The organism is Methylomonas sp. MgM2, from assembly GCF_054172045.1.
In genome coordinates this window covers 1-17869 of sequence record NZ_JBSYXO010000054.1, presented here as the reverse complement: position 1 = coordinate 17869, position 17869 = coordinate 1, and the positions used below count along the sequence as shown (strand labels likewise).

At 49.3% G+C, this 17869-nt stretch carries 13 protein-coding genes and 1 pseudogene; all 14 read left to right on the top strand.

Annotated elements, in window-relative coordinates:
• Positions 1-328 precede the first annotated feature (328 nt).
• Positions 329-808, top strand: coding sequence for a hypothetical protein (locus ACW73I_RS21780; RefSeq protein ID WP_458031609.1), 480 nt, complete (start codon positions 329-331; stop codon positions 806-808).
• Positions 809-1024: 216 nt separating this feature from the next.
• Positions 1025-1270: a hypothetical protein gene (locus ACW73I_RS21775; RefSeq protein ID WP_458031608.1), complete on the top strand. Its 246-nt coding sequence runs from the start codon at positions 1025-1027 to the stop codon at positions 1268-1270.
• Positions 1270-1647, top strand: a complete 378-nt coding sequence (locus tag ACW73I_RS21770; RefSeq protein ID WP_458031607.1) for a DUF7694 domain-containing protein — start codon at positions 1270-1272, stop codon at positions 1645-1647. The genes ACW73I_RS21775 and ACW73I_RS21770 overlap by 1 nt, the downstream gene beginning before the upstream one ends.
• 33 nt (positions 1648-1680) lie before the next feature.
• Entirely contained in the window at positions 1681-1917 is a 237-nt protein-coding gene (locus ACW73I_RS21765) for a hypothetical protein (RefSeq protein WP_458031606.1), read from the top strand.
• A 124-nt stretch (positions 1918-2041) separates the two neighbouring features.
• Positions 2042-2455 carry an NUDIX hydrolase gene (locus ACW73I_RS21760; protein ID WP_458031605.1) on the top strand — a complete coding sequence of 138 codons (414 nt, stop codon included), beginning with the start codon at positions 2042-2044 and terminating at the stop codon, positions 2453-2455.
• 158 nt (positions 2456-2613) lie between these two features.
• A complete protein-coding gene (locus tag ACW73I_RS21755) occupies positions 2614-7902 on the top strand; it encodes a DEAD/DEAH box helicase (protein ID WP_458031604.1) in 5289 nt (1762 codons plus the stop codon).
• A gap of 11 nt (positions 7903-7913) precedes the next feature.
• Positions 7914-10673 (top strand): helicase-related protein, encoded by a 2760-nt coding sequence (locus ACW73I_RS21750; RefSeq protein ID WP_458031603.1) that lies wholly within the window; start codon positions 7914-7916, stop codon positions 10671-10673.
• A gap of 21 nt (positions 10674-10694) precedes the next feature.
• Positions 10695-14789: an Eco57I restriction-modification methylase domain-containing protein gene (locus ACW73I_RS21745; protein WP_458031602.1), complete on the top strand. Its 4095-nt coding sequence runs from the start codon at positions 10695-10697 to the stop codon at positions 14787-14789.
• On the top strand, positions 14786-15496 hold the full coding sequence (locus tag ACW73I_RS21740; RefSeq protein ID WP_458031601.1) for a DUF3800 domain-containing protein: 711 nt from the start codon (positions 14786-14788) through the stop codon (positions 15494-15496). Before ACW73I_RS21745 ends, ACW73I_RS21740 begins: the two co-directional genes overlap by 4 nt.
• 2 nt (positions 15497-15498) lie before the next feature.
• Positions 15499-15981 (top strand): hypothetical protein, encoded by a 483-nt coding sequence (locus ACW73I_RS21735; protein WP_458031600.1) that lies wholly within the window; start codon positions 15499-15501, stop codon positions 15979-15981.
• Between the two features lie 315 nt (positions 15982-16296).
• Entirely contained in the window at positions 16297-16593 is a 297-nt protein-coding gene (locus ACW73I_RS21730; protein WP_458031599.1) for a type II toxin-antitoxin system HicA family toxin, read from the top strand.
• Complete coding sequence (locus tag ACW73I_RS21725; RefSeq protein WP_458031598.1) at positions 16590-17063, top strand: type II toxin-antitoxin system HicB family antitoxin; 474 nt, start codon at positions 16590-16592, stop codon at positions 17061-17063. The genes ACW73I_RS21730 and ACW73I_RS21725 overlap by 4 nt, the downstream gene beginning before the upstream one ends.
• Positions 17063-17548: a preprotein translocase subunit SecB gene (locus ACW73I_RS21720; RefSeq protein WP_458031597.1), complete on the top strand. Its 486-nt coding sequence runs from the start codon at positions 17063-17065 to the stop codon at positions 17546-17548. The genes ACW73I_RS21725 and ACW73I_RS21720 overlap by 1 nt, the downstream gene beginning before the upstream one ends.
• A gap of 53 nt (positions 17549-17601) precedes the next feature.
• Positions 17602-17869: pseudogene (locus ACW73I_RS21715) on the top strand (HNH endonuclease); the annotation flags it as partial.

Below are 17869 nucleotides of genomic sequence, written 5' to 3'. Positions count from 1 at the left end.
CAATGCTTTATAAGTTAATCTAGCGGCTGGCTCAGCGAATCAATGCGGATTGCGGGGGCGATAAAATCAACAGCCTGATAAATAAAGCTGATTGTTTATGTTTTGGTTTATTAAAGTTTATTTTTTCTATACTATAAAGGAAATTAGCACCATAACTTGGACGTAGGCTAACAGAATTTCCGAGAAAGGATCGCAACGATCCCGAGGAAACGGTTCATATCATTGGAAAAAGGTCTCATGCGAAACACAACAGGCAGACTATCACGGCGTTGAAGCACCGCCGGATCAAACATAGATCGAATAACTATCCTCAAGGAGGGCATCCCACATGAAAACCCATGACCCATCATTCCCTGCCGATGATCCGGATCAATTGGTCATCGATCAAGTCAAAGACCCCGAGCATTACCTGGGTAATGCACAGGTCGTGCATAAATTCGTCGGTGACTTCGCCAATGAAGTCATCAGCACTTATGACCAGTTTCTGGCCGGCACAAAACCGACGGACCAAGTGCAGCAGGAGATCAACGTCATTATTAAACGCTATCGCGATGCACTCATGGGCGAAGACCCCAACTGGGAGATCGCGCCCTGGCAGGGCAAGCGCTTGCGCGGCAAGTGTCGGGCGTGGGTACCGATGCATGGCCTCGATGATCCGATCGAGGCGTTTTTTCACCATCTGGCCTTGCAATGCGTCAAGGCGGCAATGTCGATCGCGGCCGGCAAAATGTCCAATGAGCAAATCGGCCAGCAACTCAAGAGAATGCTGGATGATTACCGCAGCCGGATTCTGGGCGTAAAGGTCTAATGGGTGACGGACTCAGCCCGTTTGTATTTTTTTACCAAAAAAGGACCACGATAAATCATAGAGCAACCAATAGCCTACCGTTCCCGCAAGCAAGATTGTCCCGCCTGCGGGATTTACCTGACTCGATCCACCGCAGTCGATGCCGATACCTCGCCGGTACCAGGCGATATCAGCGTCTGTAGTAAATGCCACACGGTGCTGCAATTCGATGAGGCCATGGAATTGCAACTGGCGCCGCAGGAAGTCATCGACGAGGTGGCCGAGATACTCAAACCGTTGCTGAACAACTTAGAGCAAAAAGCCTATAGCTTGGTCACAATCGACGGTCGCCCCGGGATTATGTGCCACCAATGCGGCCAGAGCAGCACCAATTCCAACGATGTTAAACACCGCTATTGCGGGAATTGCCACCGGTTCCTGGAAGATGCGCCGGTGCCGCGCGGCATCGGAGAGGCGGGCTGATGGCGTTTCATGTGCCGGAAAAGCACCGGCTTAAGACGGGGCCGCTGGCTTCGAATTCTAGTTATGGCAATAACGGCATTTTTTTTGTCAAAAGCCTGAAATTACAGCGCGTGCTGCGCTGCCAGGCCTCGGATGATTTTGGTTGGGAACACGTCAGCGTCAGCTTGCCGACCCGCTGCCCGAGCTGGGCCGAAATGTGCCAAATCAAAGACCTGTTTTGGGATCCTGACGATTGCGTGCTGCAGTATCACCCGCCGCAGTCGGACTACGTTGATTGTCATCCCTTTTGTTTGCATTTATGGCGGCCGGTCGACCAGGCCATCCTGCGCCCGCCAGCGATTCTGGTCGGGCCAGTTACGCATGCGGTTAATCGATAGGTTTATTTTTCGCGTTGTAATCTAGGAGGTAGCATGAAATTCTATAAATCCCACGTCCGGGCGCATACCCGTAAAGACGGGGTATTCGTCGCCGAGTACAATACCAAGGTGCTGAAAAAACCCGGCGTGCATTTCGGCAGCTTGCCGCCTTGGTTCAAGAAAAAACCCGAGTACAAAGCCTGGCATCCAAAAGGACGAGAAGGGCAAGGCGGTCGGCATCGAGGATCCCGATCGCGAAACCCCGTGGGAGCACTGGCATTTCGACGATGAGGTGGTCACGGTGTGTCCGGGTGGCCTAACCCCGGACCGGCTCAATGGCGTCGCATTCAGTTCCTAGCGGGATCATCCGCGCAGCGCGGCCGGCTAGAACCGGGTCGAGGGTCAGCGTCCCAATTTGCACGAACCGGACTTCCCTCGCCTCGACAAAGGCAAGCATTACGCCGCCGGCGTTGTGATCGAAGAGCCGGACGGGCGTTGCTGGATGGTGGCGCCGACCAATGGCTTCGGTGGCTACGAAGCGACCTTCGCCAAGGGCACCATCGAGGACGGCATTAAGCCGCAGGCCTCGGCCATCAAGGAGGCTTACGAAGAATCGGGCCTTAAAGTCGAAATCGTAGGCTTTATTGCCGATGTCGAGAAATCCACTTCGGTGACCCGTTATTACCGGGCCCGGCGGGTCGGCGGCAATCCAGCCGATATGGGTTGGGAGTCCCAGGCCGTGCATCTGGTGCCGAGCGATCAAGTACACTATTACATCAATAGCCCGTATGACTTACCGCTGCTGGCGTATATTGAGCATAACGAATAAGTTGGCCATTAGAGGTACTTTGATGAGCTGATTGAACCGCCCAATTTGAGCTCCTATTGGTCAATATTTGGCAAGTTTCTTTACTCAAGTTGTCATTAATAAATAATTAAGGTTATAAAGACACGTTAAAAAAACTGATCCAAAGGACTTGGCACCTTATGAAAAACGTCTTTGATTTCCGTGACGAGCTGATCGCTGACTATAGTTCTTTCTCTCGAAGTTTTACCCGCATTGCATCCGCTGACATCATTGAAAAAGTCGAAGCCGAATACAAAGATGGTCGCTACTGGCCGGAAGCGCTGATTCAGATCAACCCTAACTACAAACGACAATCGACTGTTCAAGAACTGGCCCAACAAGGCATTTTACACAAGCAGTGTGCCGATATTTTTCAGGTCGGTAAGCAGGAAAAAAATCCACAGCCTCTTCATTTGTACATCCACCAGCTACAAGCAATCGCCAAGGCACAGTCAGGGCAAAGTTATGTGGTTACTACCGGTACCGGTTCCGGTAAGTCGTTGTCGTTTTTCATTCCGGTCATCGACAAAATCCTAAAAGAAAAGGCGTTAGACCCAATCGCTCGCACTAGAGCCGTCGTCATTTACCCAATGAATGCGCTCGCCAACAGCCAGTTGGAAGAGTTAAATAAATTCCTCGAAGGCTACGCTCCAACAGAACAACCGTTTACAGTTGCACGTTATACCGGCCAAGAAAGCACCGCAGAACGTGAAGCCATTGCCGCGACCCCGCCGGATATTCTGCTCACCAACTTCATGATGTTGGAACTGATTCTGACACGTTTTGAAGATACTGATCGTCGTGTGGTTGAGCATTGCAAAGGACTCAATTTTTTGATTCTCGATGAGTTGCATACCTATCGGGGCCGCCAAGGGGCTGACGTAGCATTATTGGTACGTCGATTACGTGAGCGTTTGCAAGCAAACCAATTAATCTGCATTGGTACCTCCGCCACGATGTCCAGTACGGGCAGTGTGTCCGATCAAATGCAAACTGTCGCTGATGTTTCCAGCAAGCTATTTGGCACGCCCATCTCACCGAATGACATCATCCGCGAAACACTGGAACGCGTTACCGATGCATCCAAAGATGTCTCATCGGTTAAAGGACAATTATCGGATCGATTGACTGATTCTGATTTTTCATGGTCGACCTTCGATGCCTTTAGGCAAGACCCGTTAGCGATTTGGGTTGAACTGAATTTAGGGATTGAATTACCAAAGGATGGTGAACCGCATCGCGCTAAACCCATTAGTTTGTCGGAAGCGTCCAAACGCTTGGCACAAGATGCCGGTTGCTCGGAAGAAATTGCTAAATCGGGGCTGCAAAAATTTCTGATTGCCGTTCAACATGAAGTGGAAACACCTCAAGGACGTTCGCCATTTGCTTTTAAACTGCATCAATTCATTTCCGGCCCAGGAAAAGTACATGCCACATTAGAATCGCCAGACAAAAGGCACATCACGCTCGATGCCCAACGCTTTGCTCCAGGTCGTCAATCCGAATCAGTACTTTTATATCCGACTCATTTCTGTAGGGAATGCGGACAGGAATACCATCCGGTATGGCGGGAAGAGTACGGCAGCATACTTTATAGGCCAAGGGAAATCGACGACATCAGTTCAGACGATAACGAAGACATCAAATTCGGTTTTTTATGCCCCGCTAATTCCTCTCAGCAATACCAAGGTCAACTGGAAGAATTACCCGAAATTTGGCTCGATCTGACCAAATCAGAACCCAAAATAAAATCGAGCTATCGAAAAGTCGTTCCAGTTGCTACACGGGTTGACGCGCAAGGCAGCGAAGGCCGTGGCGAACACTTTTGGTTTATTCCTGGCAAGTTTCGGTTCTGCCTAAACTGTGGTTTCGTCCATGAAGCCCACGGCAAAGATATCAACCGTCTGGCCAGCCTGTCGGGTGAAGGTCGTTCATCTGCAACGACGATGCTAACGCTAAGTGCTTTGCGGCAACTCTTTGCAGAAAAAGACATACCGGAAGGGCTTCCTGACCCCAGAAAATTACTGGGATTCACCGACAATAGGCAGGATGCAGCCCTGCAAGCGGGTCATTTTAACGACTTTGTGTTCTTGCTGACCTTGCGCGCTGGGCTGTTGGCGGGATTACAAATCAACAGCGGTTTATTAAATGAAGAAAACCTGGCCGACGAAGTCTTCAAGGCACTGGGTTTTAACGGAACCGATGCAGCCACGCTAAGCGAATATTTGCGTACGCCCAAATTAATGGGTCTTGCACGAACAGAGGCTCAGCGTACATTACGCTTTATTCTAGGCTATCGTCTATTACGCGATTTACGCAGGGGTTGGCGGTTTAATAACCCGAATCTCGACCAATTGAATTTATTGATCATCCAATATCGCAGCCTGGACGAGTTTTGCAAGGATGATTCGGTCTTTGGTCAACCTGGCTCGATTTTGCATAGCTTATCGCCAGACAATCGCGCGGCTTTCTGCCAATTGGTGTTCGATGAAATGAGGTGGGCGCTTTGTCTGGAAAGTCGTTATTTGGATGCCGTCGAACAGGACAAAGCCAAAACCAGTGCCCACCAGTACCTAAATGAACGCTGGGCCTTTGCACCCGATGAAACGCTGGCTACGTCAAAATACCTCATCCTGGGTAAGCGTCCAGAATATAAAGGCAAGCCACGCGCAGATTTGGTGAGTGCAGGCCCTCGTTCTCGGATCGCCAAGCAAATCAAGCGTGCCGCATTTTGGAAAGACTCTCCGTTTGCCCATCAGGTCACCAGTTGGAAAGAGCAGGAGTTCGTTGACGTACTTGAATCACTGCTCCATGCGGCGGCCAATTATGGCTATGTTCACAAGCACACCATCGATAGTTCAATTCTGGGTTGGCGACTGAATGCAGCCGCCATGGACTGGTGCACGCCGCCAGTAGCTGAATTTACTGACTCAAGTAAAACCAACACCTTTTTCCGTCAGCTTTACTTGGTGATGGCGGAAATGCTGAAATTACCCAGTCATCCATTGTTCGACTTCGAAGCACACGAACACACCGCCCAAGTGGATGCGGCGCGTCGTCAATTATTGGAACAACGCTTTCGCTTCACCGATAAAGACCGACAAGATTGGGCTAACGATCCTTCTCACGAAACGCCTTTGGAGCGCTTGCCGGTGATGTTTTGTTCGCCGACCATGGAACTCGGTGTTGATATCTCAGCGCTGAATACCGTTTACCTGCGCAATGTGCCACCCACACCCGCTAATTATGCGCAAAGAAGTGGGCGTGCGGGACGTTCCGGTCAGCAAGCATTGGTCATCACTTATTGCGCCGCCCAAAGCCCGCACGATCAGTGGTTTTTCCATAACGCAGACAAAATGGTACATGGCATCGTCAAGCCGCCAACCCTCGACCTGGCAAACCGCGATTTAGTGGAAAGCCATTTACATGCTGTCTGGCTTGCATGCTGCGAGGTCGAACTCGATAGCAGCATCGCGCCACTGATCGATCTGGAACAAGACGGCAAGCCGATTAAAGCTGAGCTACTGGCAAGATTTACCAATCCCGATGTGTTGGTAAAGGCCAAACAATCGGCACAGCGCGTCATCGATCAATTAGAGTCGGAAATTAAAAGCTCAGGCTGGTTTCATGGTGGTTTCGTAGATCAGATTATCAACGACTCACCGCAAGCCTTTACCGCTGCCCTGGATCGTTGGCGTAATTTGTTCGAAGCAACGCTTAAACAAATGGAGATGAGTAATGGTATTGCGAAAAGTTACACTGCATCAAACTCTGATCGAAACAACGCCCTTCGACGTTACGGTGATGCGGTTCGGCAAAGGTCAATCCTTCTAAAAAAGGATAACACGCAAAACTCGGATTTTTATACCTATCGTTACCTTGCCAGCCAAGGATTTTTGCCAGGCTACAATTTCCCGCGTTTGCCGTTGATGGCCTGGATACCTGCCCGTGGCGGCGCGACAAATAACGGCAAGGACGATGAAGGCTCAATGGTCAGCCGACCACGCTTTTTGGCTTTATCCGAATTTGGCCCGCGCAGCTTGATCTATCACGAAGGCCGCATGTACCGCGTGGTTCGGGCCAAACTCAACGTTGGTTCATCCGATCACGTTTCCAGCAACAGCAGCTTGGGAACAGTCTCCGCCTTGGTTTGCAGTCAATGCGGTTATGGGCATTTGGGCGATGAAAATGGTTCCGCCCCCCTAGAAAATCGTTGTGAAAATTGCGATGCCTTATTGACTGAGAGCGATTGGGTCAACCAACTTTACCGTATCGAAACCGTCGAAACCCTGCCGGTTGAGCGAATTTCGATTAACGACGAAGAGCGTCAACGCCAAGGTTTCGAGTTGCAAACTACTTATCGTTTTTTGCCTGGCATCAACGGTGAACAGCAAAAACAAGTCGCCAAGGTCATCCATAATGATGAAACCTTATGCGAAATCACTTATTCGCCTGCGGCCCGAATATGGCGGATCAATCGCGGTTGGCGGCGGCGTAAAGACAAAAACCAACTGGGTTTTTATATTAACCCCATCACTGGTGTTTGGAGTAAACAAGACGACCCGAATCAAGATGACAGCGGCAACGAAGAAGCGCTATTAGATAAAGTCCCGCCCCAGCGCATCGTTCCATTCGTCGAGGATCACCGCAATGTATTGATTTTGACCCCCAATCCATCGCCAGCCCCTTTATCGACTGAGGCCATGGCGACATTGCAATCGGCACTCAAGCGTGGCATTGAGCAAACTTTCCAGATTGAGGAAGCTGAACTGGTTGTCGAACCTTTGCCGAATGGTGATGACCGATTAGCCTTGCTGTTTTACGAAGCCGCCGAAGGTGGGGCAGGCGTGTTGACACGCTTGATTAGCGAGCCGACCAGCTTGGCTCTGGTTGCCAAAGCCGCATTGAATGTGATGCACTTCGATAATGTCGATCAAGCCACTGATCTGGATGCATTGCTGCAACATGAAAGGAAAAATGCAACCGGTGACAGCACTTGTGAAGCGGGGTGTTACCAATGTTTGCTGTCGTATTTCAATCAGCCGGATCATGAAAACATTGACCGCCGTAATCAGGATGCGCTGAAAATTCTGATCGGTTTGGCACACGCCATGGTGATTCCAACAGAAATCGAACCCAGCATTGAACAGGCACCAGAAACTGAATCAGGTGTGATCGAGCAATGGCTTGCAGCGTTGCAACAAGCCAATCTGAAACAACCCGATGCCGTTGCGGTGTCAATCAGTCAAGGCCAAGCTACCGCAGCCGGACAATATAAAGCTCAGCGGGTTTTGGTATTCGTCGAAACCATAAGTGAAGAATTAAAAAATCAATTACAAGACAAAGGCTGGCAAGTGCTGGATTTCTCCGCACCGAATCAATGGCCAAACCTATTTGCCCAATACGCCGATCTCATCGGTAAAAAATAAGAGAACATTGCATGAATATGCCTGCTGCCAATTTTAGTATCGGCAACCTCGTTCGAGCACGTGGACGTGAATGGGTCGTACAACCCGAATCCAAAGCCGAATGGTTACGCCTGCGTCCCTTAGGCGGCGCGGATGATGAAATCATAGCCCTGATACCGGAGTTGGAATTTCAACCCGTTGAACCCGCTACGTTCCCTGTGCCCGATCCTGAAAAGCCTGGCAACCATGCCGCTGCATTGTTATTACGCGATGCCTTGCGTTTGAAATTGCGTGCCGGTGGTGGCCCGTTTCGATCCTTTGGCAACATTGCCGTCGAACCACGCGCTTACCAGCTCGTTCCCTTATTGATGGCGTTACGCCTGACCACCGTTCGGTTGCTGATTGCCGATGACGTGGGTATTGGTAAAACCATCGAAGCAGGTTTGATCGTGCGCGAGTTAATGGATAGGGGGGAAATCAACCGTTTGGCGGTACTGTGTCCACCTCACTTGGTCGATCAATGGCAAAGCGAATTGGCCGAACGCTTCAATTTACAAGCCGTCGCGCTAACCTCGGCTAGTGCTGCCCGCATTGAGCGTGACTTGCCACATGGTGTCAGTCTGTTCGACCATCATCATTGTGTGGTGGTCAGTTTGGATTACATCAAAAGCGAACGTCACCGCGAACATTTTCTGACCATCGCGCCGGAATGCGTCATTGTTGACGAAGCCCATACCTGCGCCAGTAGCGGTCAAGGCAAGCAACTGCGCTTCGAGTTGTTGCAACGTCTGGTTGCCGATGAAGAACGTCATTTGCTGCTGCTCACCGCCACCCCGCATTCCGGTGACGAGGCGGCTTTTTACAACTTACTGTCTTTACTCAATCCCAAGTTCGCCGAGCTACAACACAAAACATCCGCCAATGATCCGCTAAGACAAGAACTGGCTCGCCACTTCGTGCAGCGCCGCCGCAAAGACATCGATGAATGGCACGATACGCGTGGTTTTCCCAAACGCATGACCACCGAAATCACCTATCAACTCAGTGGCGCGTGGGGTCAGTTTTTCGATGACGTACAAAGCTATTGCCGCGAGTTGGCGGAATCCGTCGAGGCAGCAGGCAACGGCAATGCCCGCCTGATTTGGTATGCCACGCTGGCTCTGTTGCGTTGTGTTGCTTCATCGCCAGCCGCAGCAGTGAAAGCATTAAATACCCGTTTAGCCGGAGCTTTGGATAATGAGAATTGTCTGACCGATGATCGCTTGTACGATGGTCAAGCCGATGATTTGGCCGGTAGCGACTTGGAGCCACCAGCGCAATGGCAAGATATCGGCAGATTGCAAGACCTGATCACGCAAGCCGAAAGCCTGAGCGGTAAATCCGGTGACCCCAAACTGGCGATACTCATCGAACATATCAAACACCTTCTCGAAGAAGGTTATCACCCCGTCGTATTTTGCCGTTACATCGCCACTGCTCATTACGTGGCGGAACATCTGCGAAAGCAATTTCCGGCAATCGCTATTGAATCAGTGACTGGAGAGTACACCTCTGACGAACGTGAGCTACGTGTTCAAGCGATGGAAGATGCCGATCAACGCCTGTTGGTAGCAACTGACTGTTTATCCGAAGGAATTAACTTACAACACTTGTTTACTGCAGTCGTCCATTATGATTTAGCATGGAATCCTACCCGTCACGAACAACGCGAGGGCCGTGTTGATCGATTTGGTCAGCAAGCACTGCAAGTGCGCTGTTCCATGCTGTATGGCCAAGACAATCCGGTTGATGGCTTTGTATTGAATGTAATTCTGCGTAAAGCAGAGGCAATCAAAAAAGAACTCGGTGTTTTGGTGCCGATGCCGGAAGACCATGTTCGAATTAACCACGCGTTAGTAAAAGCAGCGTTAATGAAACGAACCGATCGTAACGCGAGCCTGTTTGATTATTTTGATGCCGATGAAAGTCTGGAGCCGTTGGTTACTGAATGGCACGACTCGCTGGAAAATACCAAGAAAAACATCACCGTTTTTGCTCAGCGCCGTATTCGCCCCGAAGAAGTTATGCCGGAATGGCAGAAACAACAAGCAGCATTGGGCACAGAGGAAGACGTCAGACGTTTTGTGCAAACCGCTTGCGCCAAACTGAATGCGCCGCTGGGAGACGGCAAACGCAACAATTACAAACTGTTGCCACAATACTTCCCAGAAGTTTTAAAACAACGTCTGGCCGATGAAGGCATCGAAAAACCCTTGCTGCTGAATTTCACAGAATTACACCGCAGCCATCCGGTGGTCACTTTACTAGCCGAACATCTGCTGGAAGAAGCCTTGTTGGGCGACAAGCCTTTAGCGGCTCGCTGTGCCGCCACCGTAACAGAAGCAGTCGATGTCGTCACCACGTTGTACTTGCTCCGCCTACGCCATCAACTCAGCTATGTGCGCCGCCGCCAGCCGTATCAGCTTATGGCCGAAGAAACCGTGACCTTGGCCGTGCGTGGCCGCACCAAACCGGAATGGCTGATCGATGAACAAACCGACAATCTGTTGAAATGCCAGCCTAGTGGCAACTTGCCCGCCGAAGTCATGCAGCGTGAAGTCAAGCAAGCATTGGACTTTATCCAGGCGCAATCAAACCGCGTCGAAGCATTGGCCCAGCAACGTGCCGAAACCTTGTTAGCCGATCATAGCCGTGTGCGCGAAGCGGCCCGCGATGTGGGGCAATACAGCGTCACCCCGTGTTTGCCGGTGGACATCATCGGTGTTTATGTCTTGTTGCCGGATGCGCTGTAAGAAAACAGGTAAGGAAACAGTATGAAACGCGTCAGAAAAAATCATTCCACCGTCTTGAATCTGCCAACCTTGCATTTGGAAGGTGGCCTGTTTTTACCCGATCAACTGGAAAAAGCCGCTCTCGGCCAAGCCACTCAGCAAACCGCAGCCGATTACCGCATACCAACCGGATTAAAACTCAAAGACGAATACAGCCGTGCCTTCCAAATCGCCTCGGCGCAATGGAAACAGTTTGCCCCCAACCTGGAACGCAAAGATATCGACTCCGTTCAGGTGACGGTTAAATTTGTCTGCGATCTCTTGCGCGATGCGCTGGCATATCAACCTATCGATTTGATCAGTGAGTTAGCAGTAGGCGATCGCCATTACCCCATCACAGCCTTGGCAGGTAACGCCATTCCAGTTGTCATCGCCCCGCATAACCTGGGTCTCGATGAACCCGATCCGCATTTTGCCATCATCGGCAGCGGTGCCCGTAAGAAAAGCGCCTTTCAATTGGGGCAGGAATTCGTCAACGCCAGTACCGACCATCTTTGGGCAATCGTCACCAACGGCAGGCAACTTCGACTGTTGCGCGATGCCGCCACCCTGACGCGACCCAGCTTTTTGGAATTCGATCTGCAAGACATGCTGGACGGTCAGCGTTTCGCAGAGTTCGAAATGGCTTGGCGCATCCTGCATGCTAGTCGTGCACCTATGCCGCTTCCCTCGCCCTCTGGGAGAGGGGTTGGGGGAGAGGGTTGCATATGGGAAGCTTGGCGCGGCGAAGGCCAACGCGAAGGTACCCGCGTGCGGGATGGCTTAAGACTAGGTGTCACCGATGCTTTGCTCCAACTTGGCAACGGCTTTATCCAACATCCTGCCAACGAAAAACTGCGCCTGGATTTACATGAAGGTCGTTTGAGCAAGGAAGATTATTTCCAGCAATTGTTGCGATTGGTTTACCGGTTGATCTTTCTGTTTACCGTCGAAGAACGCGGCGTTTTACATACCGACGACAACACGCCCACCGCGATTGCAGCCCGCAAAGCCTATGCCGAAGGTTATGCACTGGCCCGTTTGCGACACCGCTGTTTGCGCCGCCATGCCCGCAATCAATTCGATGATCAGTGGCAGGCGCTACGTATCATATTCCGCAGCTTGGCTACAGGTGAACCGCGCTTAGCATTACCCGCACTCGGTGGCTTGTTTGCCGTTGGTCAATGCTCCAACTTGGATGCTGCCAGTCTGAGCAATGCCAGCTTATTGGAAGCAGTCAAACAACTGCGCTGGTCGAATGTCAGCGGTACCTTAGCGGTAGTCGATTACCGCAACATGGGCACCGAAGAACTCGGCTCGGTCTATGAAAGTTTGTTGGAACTGGTGCCGGAAATCGACATTCCGGCCCGCCAGTTCGGTTTTGTTGGCCTGACCAGCGAAGGCAGCACTCAAGGCAACGCTCGCAAAACTACCGGCAGCTATTACACGCCGGACAGTTTGGTACAAGAACTGATCAAATCCGCACTCGATCCGGTCATTGAAGATCGTCTGGCCAATAACCCCGACAACCCAACCGAAGCCTTACTTAGTATCAAGGTCATCGACCCCGCGTGCGGCAGTGGCCATTTCCTATTGGCCGCAGCCCGTCGTTTGGCCGAACGATTGGCGGCATTGCGCGCACCGGAAGGTGCGGTCAGGCCGCAAGACTACCGGCATGCGCTACGCGAAGTCATCAGCAAATGCATCTTCGGTGTAGACCGCAACCCGATGGCCATCGAACTGGCCCGTACCGCATTGTGGTTGGAAGGCTTCGAAGAAGGTTTGGCACTGTCGTTTTTGGATCACCATCTAATCTGCGGCGATGCATTGATCGGTTTGACCGACCTCAAACAATTGCAATCCGGCATACCGGATGCGGCTTTTAAACCCTTATCCGGCGACGACAAGGCCGTTTGCAAAGAAATCAGTAAAGCCAACAAAGAAGCGCTGAAGGCTTTTGGTAAACTCAAAAACAATCGCAATCTGGATATTGCCATTGATGATGCTGCCGGTTTATCCGAGCTGGAAGCGCTGGAAAATTTGCCGGATTCAACGCCGAAGCAAGCGGCGATCAAGGAAGCCGCCTATCGCGAGTTTTTGCAGCACGCCAAGGAGCACAAGCTCGGCCATGCTGCTGATTTACTGATCGGTGCTTTCCTGGCAACTAAGGCTGATGAGCATGCAAAAATCAAAACGCCGACCAGCCATAACCTGTACCTGGAACTGTATACCGACCAATCTGCCGCTGACCTGCATGGGGTTTATCAAACCGAACGTTTGGCAACCGCACGCCAGTTGTGTGCCGAAGCGCGGGTATTGCATTGGCCATTGATCTTCCCGCAAGTGTTCGCCAAGGGCGGTTTCGATTGCGTGCTGGGCAATCCGCCTTGGGAGCGCATCAAACTGCAAGAGGAAGAGTTTTTCGCCACCCGAAACCACTATGTCGCGGAAGCCAAAAACAAAGCCGAACGCGGGCAACGCATCGACTGGCTGGCCCAAGGCATCTTGGCGCAGCAACTTTATCCCGAACTGCAACAATCCCCGCATGAATGCGAAGCCGAACAGCGTTTATATGAGGAATTCATCAGCGCTCGCCGAACTGCCGAGGCGGCCAGCGTGTTTGCTCATGTCAAAGGTGACGATGGTGGGCGCTATTCGTTGACCGGTGTTGGTGATGTGAACACCTATGCATTGTTCGCTGAAACGATCACTCAAATTCTATCTCCGACTGGACGCTCTGGCTTTATTGTGCCAAGCGGCTTAGCTACTGATAATTCAACAAAGGCTTTTTTTGGCAAATTGATAGCTGATTGCTCCCTTGTAAGTTTCTTTGAATTTGAAAATGAGGGCTTTTTTAGCGGTGCTGGACAGGGACATATGCTTAGGTTTGCTTTGACCACTGTTGTTGGGCATGCGCAAAGCTGTAACGAGGCAACTTTTTTATTTCAAGGCAAAAAGATTGAAGAATTACTTAATTATGAACGAGTGTTCAATTTGACTCCTGATGATATTTTTCGAGTCAATCCAAATACTTTAACGTGCCCAATTTTTCAGTCTCGGCGAGATGCTGAAATTACTAAAATCATCTATAACCACTCCCAAGTTCTGATTCGAGAAGGCAATGTATCCGAGCACGAACATAATCCTTGGGGTATTTCATTTATGCGCATGTTCGACATGTCGAATGATAGTCACATTTTTAAAACCTTTGACCAGCTCTTTGACGCTTCGTGTAGCAAAACTGGAAATAAATTTGTCAGTGATAACGAGTTACTTCTGCCGCTATATGAATCAAAAATGATTCAACTATACACTCACAGGCATGGTGATTTTGCCGACGCTAATAACGAACGAGCACATATATTGCCATCGATATCAGCTGAAAAACTAAAAAGCCCTGATTATCTAACAACGCCATATTACTGGGTTTCTGAAAATGAGGTTAAAGAAAGAGTAAAAGAAACCGGTTGGAAGTATGACTGGTTTTTTTGCTGGAGAAATGTAGCAGATTCACGGGCAAGTGCTAGGACATTGATAACAAGTGTTATTCCGTATTCTGGAGTAGGCAATAGCTTGCCAATTTATATGCCTTTGATTAACTCGACACCAGAGAGGTTGTCTGTTCTTTTAACAAACTTGTCTAGTATCATTCTGGACTATGCGGCCCGAATGAAAGTCGGCGGTTTGAATTTTAATTTCTTCATTTTCAAACAGCTTCCAGTATTGCCACCAAACCACTATACCGAAACTGATCTTGATTTCCTTGTTCCCCGCGTTTTAGAGCTAACCTACACAGCATGCGATTTACAACCCTGGGCGCAAGACCTCGGCTACGACGGCCAACCATTCACCTTCGATCCTGATCGCCGCGCCCAACTGCGTGCCGAACTCGATGCCTGGTACGCCAAAGCCTACGGCCTAACCCGCGACGAACTGCGTTACATCCTCGACCCCGCCGACGTAATGGGCGACGACTACCCATCCGAAACCTTCCGCGTTCTCAAAAACAACGAACTCAAAGAATTCGGCGAATACCGCACCCGCCGCTTGGTGTTGGAAGCGTGGGATAAATTGGAGAATGGGGAGCTTTCATCATGACCAACAACAATCCGTTATTGAATATTTACATTGATGAGTCATGTCATTTGGAAAACGATGGCATGCCTATCATGGCTTTCGGGGCTATTTGGTGCCCTAAAGATGAAGCGCGACGACTATCTCAGGAATTACGTGATATCAAAACAAGACACAATGCGCGTGGAGAATTAAAGTGGGCCAAAGTTTCTGAAGCCAAACGCAATTTTTATATCGAGTTAGTTGACTGGTTTATCGCAGAGCAGCCGCTGCATTACCGAGGTCTGGTGGTGCAAAACAAGCATCAACTCAACCATCAGCAATTTAACCAAGGCAACCATGATTTGTTTTATTACAAAATGATGTTTTCGTTGCTGAATAAAATCCTTAGTCCTGACTCCCGTTACGATATTTATCTGGACATCAAAGATACGCGTAGCCGTCTGAAGCTAAAAAAATTGCGCGAAGTGCTTTGTAACAATGTTTATGACTTCACTAGCCAAATGATTCATCATTTGCAAAACGTCCATTCACATGAAATGGAATTAATGCAGGTAGCCGATCTCATCACGGGGGCTATCAGTTATAAGCATCGTAACCTTTCGGGGAATTCTGCAAAACTCGCGGTCATCAACCGTCTTGAACAACGGCTTGGACGCTCGCTGTTGCATACATCTCCTCTCGTTGAACAAAAATTGAATTTGTTTATTTTCCAGCCGCAGCGGGTGTAGTCATGAATCAGCTACCTGGATGGTTGCCGCCGATGTTCGAGATGTCTCCGTGGTCAGTTGAGTTGATGGAATCGCTATATGCGTTGTTCAGACATGATTTCATCGAAAATCCTGCCAGCTATGCTGGGCATTCGGTCTGGTTCTTTCCCCAAAAAGACCGTGATAAAGAAGAGATTTTCTGGCATTTGGTTGAACGAGAAGATCCACCTAAATCAGGCAATCGTTTGCCAGATTTCAGACGTTCGGAGCGGTTGCCATGGGCAAGACCAATGCTGGACAACTTGTCCGAACCCGATATTTTGCATTGGGATTATCAGGAAGGTGATAAAGACATTCATACCTATGTTTGGTTGAAAGACCTTGATTACCTGATTGTGATGAAAAAATACAAGGATGGGCGGCGCCGGCTTGTCACTGCTTATTACGTAGACTACGACCATACGCGCCGTAAGCTACTAAAAAAATATGAAAACCGCATTGCGTAGTGCTATAAAAAATCGGCCCTACAAATAAAAAAGCCAACGCACATGGCGTTGGCTCAACTCCTTCAGCCTTTGGCTGATGAGATGAGCAAAGTATGGAGAGTAACTAGCTACTTGTCAATGACCGAGTTGAAACTAGTTAGTCCTGAGTAGTCTTCTTAAGATTATGCCGTAAGGTTGACCGACCTTGATGTAGCTAGTACAGAACCAAATACTCAAAATCCTTGTGATTGGAAAACCTTTTAGAACAGTTAGTTACCTTTAGCCAAAAGATATAGTTATGAAATATTCTAATATGACACTATATGTGGTGTCTCAATGAGTGCTAGACTACGTATTCAAGAAGCAATAGATCAATTACAGCAACATAAAACCAATCTATGTTGTGAAGATGTAAAAAGGCTATTACAAGGTTTAGGTTTCGAGATGCGGGACGGCAAGCAAGGCGGACATAAAATTTTTGTCCATCCAGGCCTGCCTTCGTTTATGAGCGGTTCGTTCAACTGCGGCCATGGCAAAAATCCTGAAATCAAACCGGCTTACATAGGCAAGATTATTCAAGTTCTCAGGCAGTATAACGATGAGCTTGAGGCTTATCTGGAGAAAACATCATGATAGATCCTTCAAATTACAATATTACCGTGCGCAAAGGCTGGTTCGATGGTGAAGATTGTTACGAGGCCCGTGTCGCGGAATTACCTGACGTTGCAGAATACGCAGACAGTTTTGAGGAGGCCTATGCTCTCGCTATCGACACCATTGAGGTAACAGCAGAAATGTTGGCTGCTCAAGGTAAAACCATGCCATCACCTATGATTCCGGCTGACGAATACAGTGGTCGTGTGACGTTACGTTTGGCTAAAAGCTTGCATCGCTCGCTTGCTCAGGCTGCCGACAAGGAAGGGGTTAGTTTGAATCAGCATCTGACCAATATACTGAATTATTACGCCGGTTATGCGCAGGCCAGAGAAGAACGCCATAGCGAAAATTTCTGGCAACCTATGGTGCAGCTTGAAAAACCTAAAAACCATTTACGGTTAATAAGCACTTCCGAACCCAATGCGTTAGAAAAACAATACGCCTGATGAACGCAAATCTACAAAAAGCCATTGATAAACTGAAAATCCACGACGTTTATCAAAGAAGCAGTGTTGCGCAATGTGTTGGGGACTTTGAGCCAAAGTATGACCAAGACACTGAAAAATTGGTAACCCAAACCAAGCACACCGTTAAACAAACACAGTTGGCGATGGTTGACGAAAACCAATGGCTAGTGCGCGTGTTTATTGAATTGGGTATCCGTCTTGTTGATCCGAGTATTGAGGAAGAAGATAAGTCTGTCCGAGCCTTTATCGAAGCTGAATTTGTGGCGGAATATACGATTGACGAACAGCTGGAGCAATCCTGTATCGACGAATACGCCCTGAAAAACGCCAGCTATCATGTTTGGCCTTATTGGCGTGAATTTCTGATGAGTCAGTGCTCCAGGATGCATTTGCCCAGGCTGGTTTTGCCTACCGTTCAGTTTGCCCAGAACAGGCACGCTACTACGAATGCCGAGAAGGATTAAGCTGTCCGCGCTGAATTCTACGACAGACATACTCAACGACTTATCTTGCTAATTTGAACATCCTGAAACGTGCTTTAATTGAAAAAACAGGACACGAAAATGGCTTTGAAAATATTCTTTCAAGCCATGATAACGGGGTTTTGCTAGGATCAGCCCTGCACGGTATTCAAGCGTTGATTGCCGAAGACAATTACCAATGGATTGTCGATATTCATTCAGAAGTCTCCAAATATCTCTATTCCGAGTTGACTCGGTGTTTTCCAAATGCAACTCGTCCGGATCGTAAGTTTGTTCTGGTACAAATCAATGATCTAGCTATTT

Coding starts and splice junctions, on each gene's coding strand:
- ACW73I_RS21770 (WP_458031607.1), top strand. CDS start 1,270: ATGGCGTTTCATGTGCCGGAAAAGCACCGGCTTAAGACGGGGCCGCTG.
- ACW73I_RS21775 (WP_458031608.1), top strand. CDS start 1,025: ATGGAATTGCAACTGGCGCCGCAGGAAGTCATCGACGAGGTGGCCGAG.
- ACW73I_RS21755 (WP_458031604.1), top strand. CDS start 2,614: ATGAAAAACGTCTTTGATTTCCGTGACGAGCTGATCGCTGACTATAGT.
- ACW73I_RS21740 (WP_458031601.1), top strand. CDS start 14,786: ATGACCAACAACAATCCGTTATTGAATATTTACATTGATGAGTCATGT.
- ACW73I_RS21765 (WP_458031606.1), top strand. CDS start 1,681: ATGAAATTCTATAAATCCCACGTCCGGGCGCATACCCGTAAAGACGGG.
- ACW73I_RS21745 (WP_458031602.1), top strand. CDS start 10,695: ATGAAACGCGTCAGAAAAAATCATTCCACCGTCTTGAATCTGCCAACC.
- ACW73I_RS21750 (WP_458031603.1), top strand. CDS start 7,914: ATGAATATGCCTGCTGCCAATTTTAGTATCGGCAACCTCGTTCGAGCA.
- ACW73I_RS21730 (WP_458031599.1), top strand. CDS start 16,297: ATGAGTGCTAGACTACGTATTCAAGAAGCAATAGATCAATTACAGCAA.
- ACW73I_RS21725 (WP_458031598.1), top strand. CDS start 16,590: ATGATAGATCCTTCAAATTACAATATTACCGTGCGCAAAGGCTGGTTC.
- ACW73I_RS21780 (WP_458031609.1), top strand. CDS start 329: ATGAAAACCCATGACCCATCATTCCCTGCCGATGATCCGGATCAATTG.
- ACW73I_RS21720 (WP_458031597.1), top strand. CDS start 17,063: ATGAACGCAAATCTACAAAAAGCCATTGATAAACTGAAAATCCACGAC.
- ACW73I_RS21735 (WP_458031600.1), top strand. CDS start 15,499: ATGAATCAGCTACCTGGATGGTTGCCGCCGATGTTCGAGATGTCTCCG.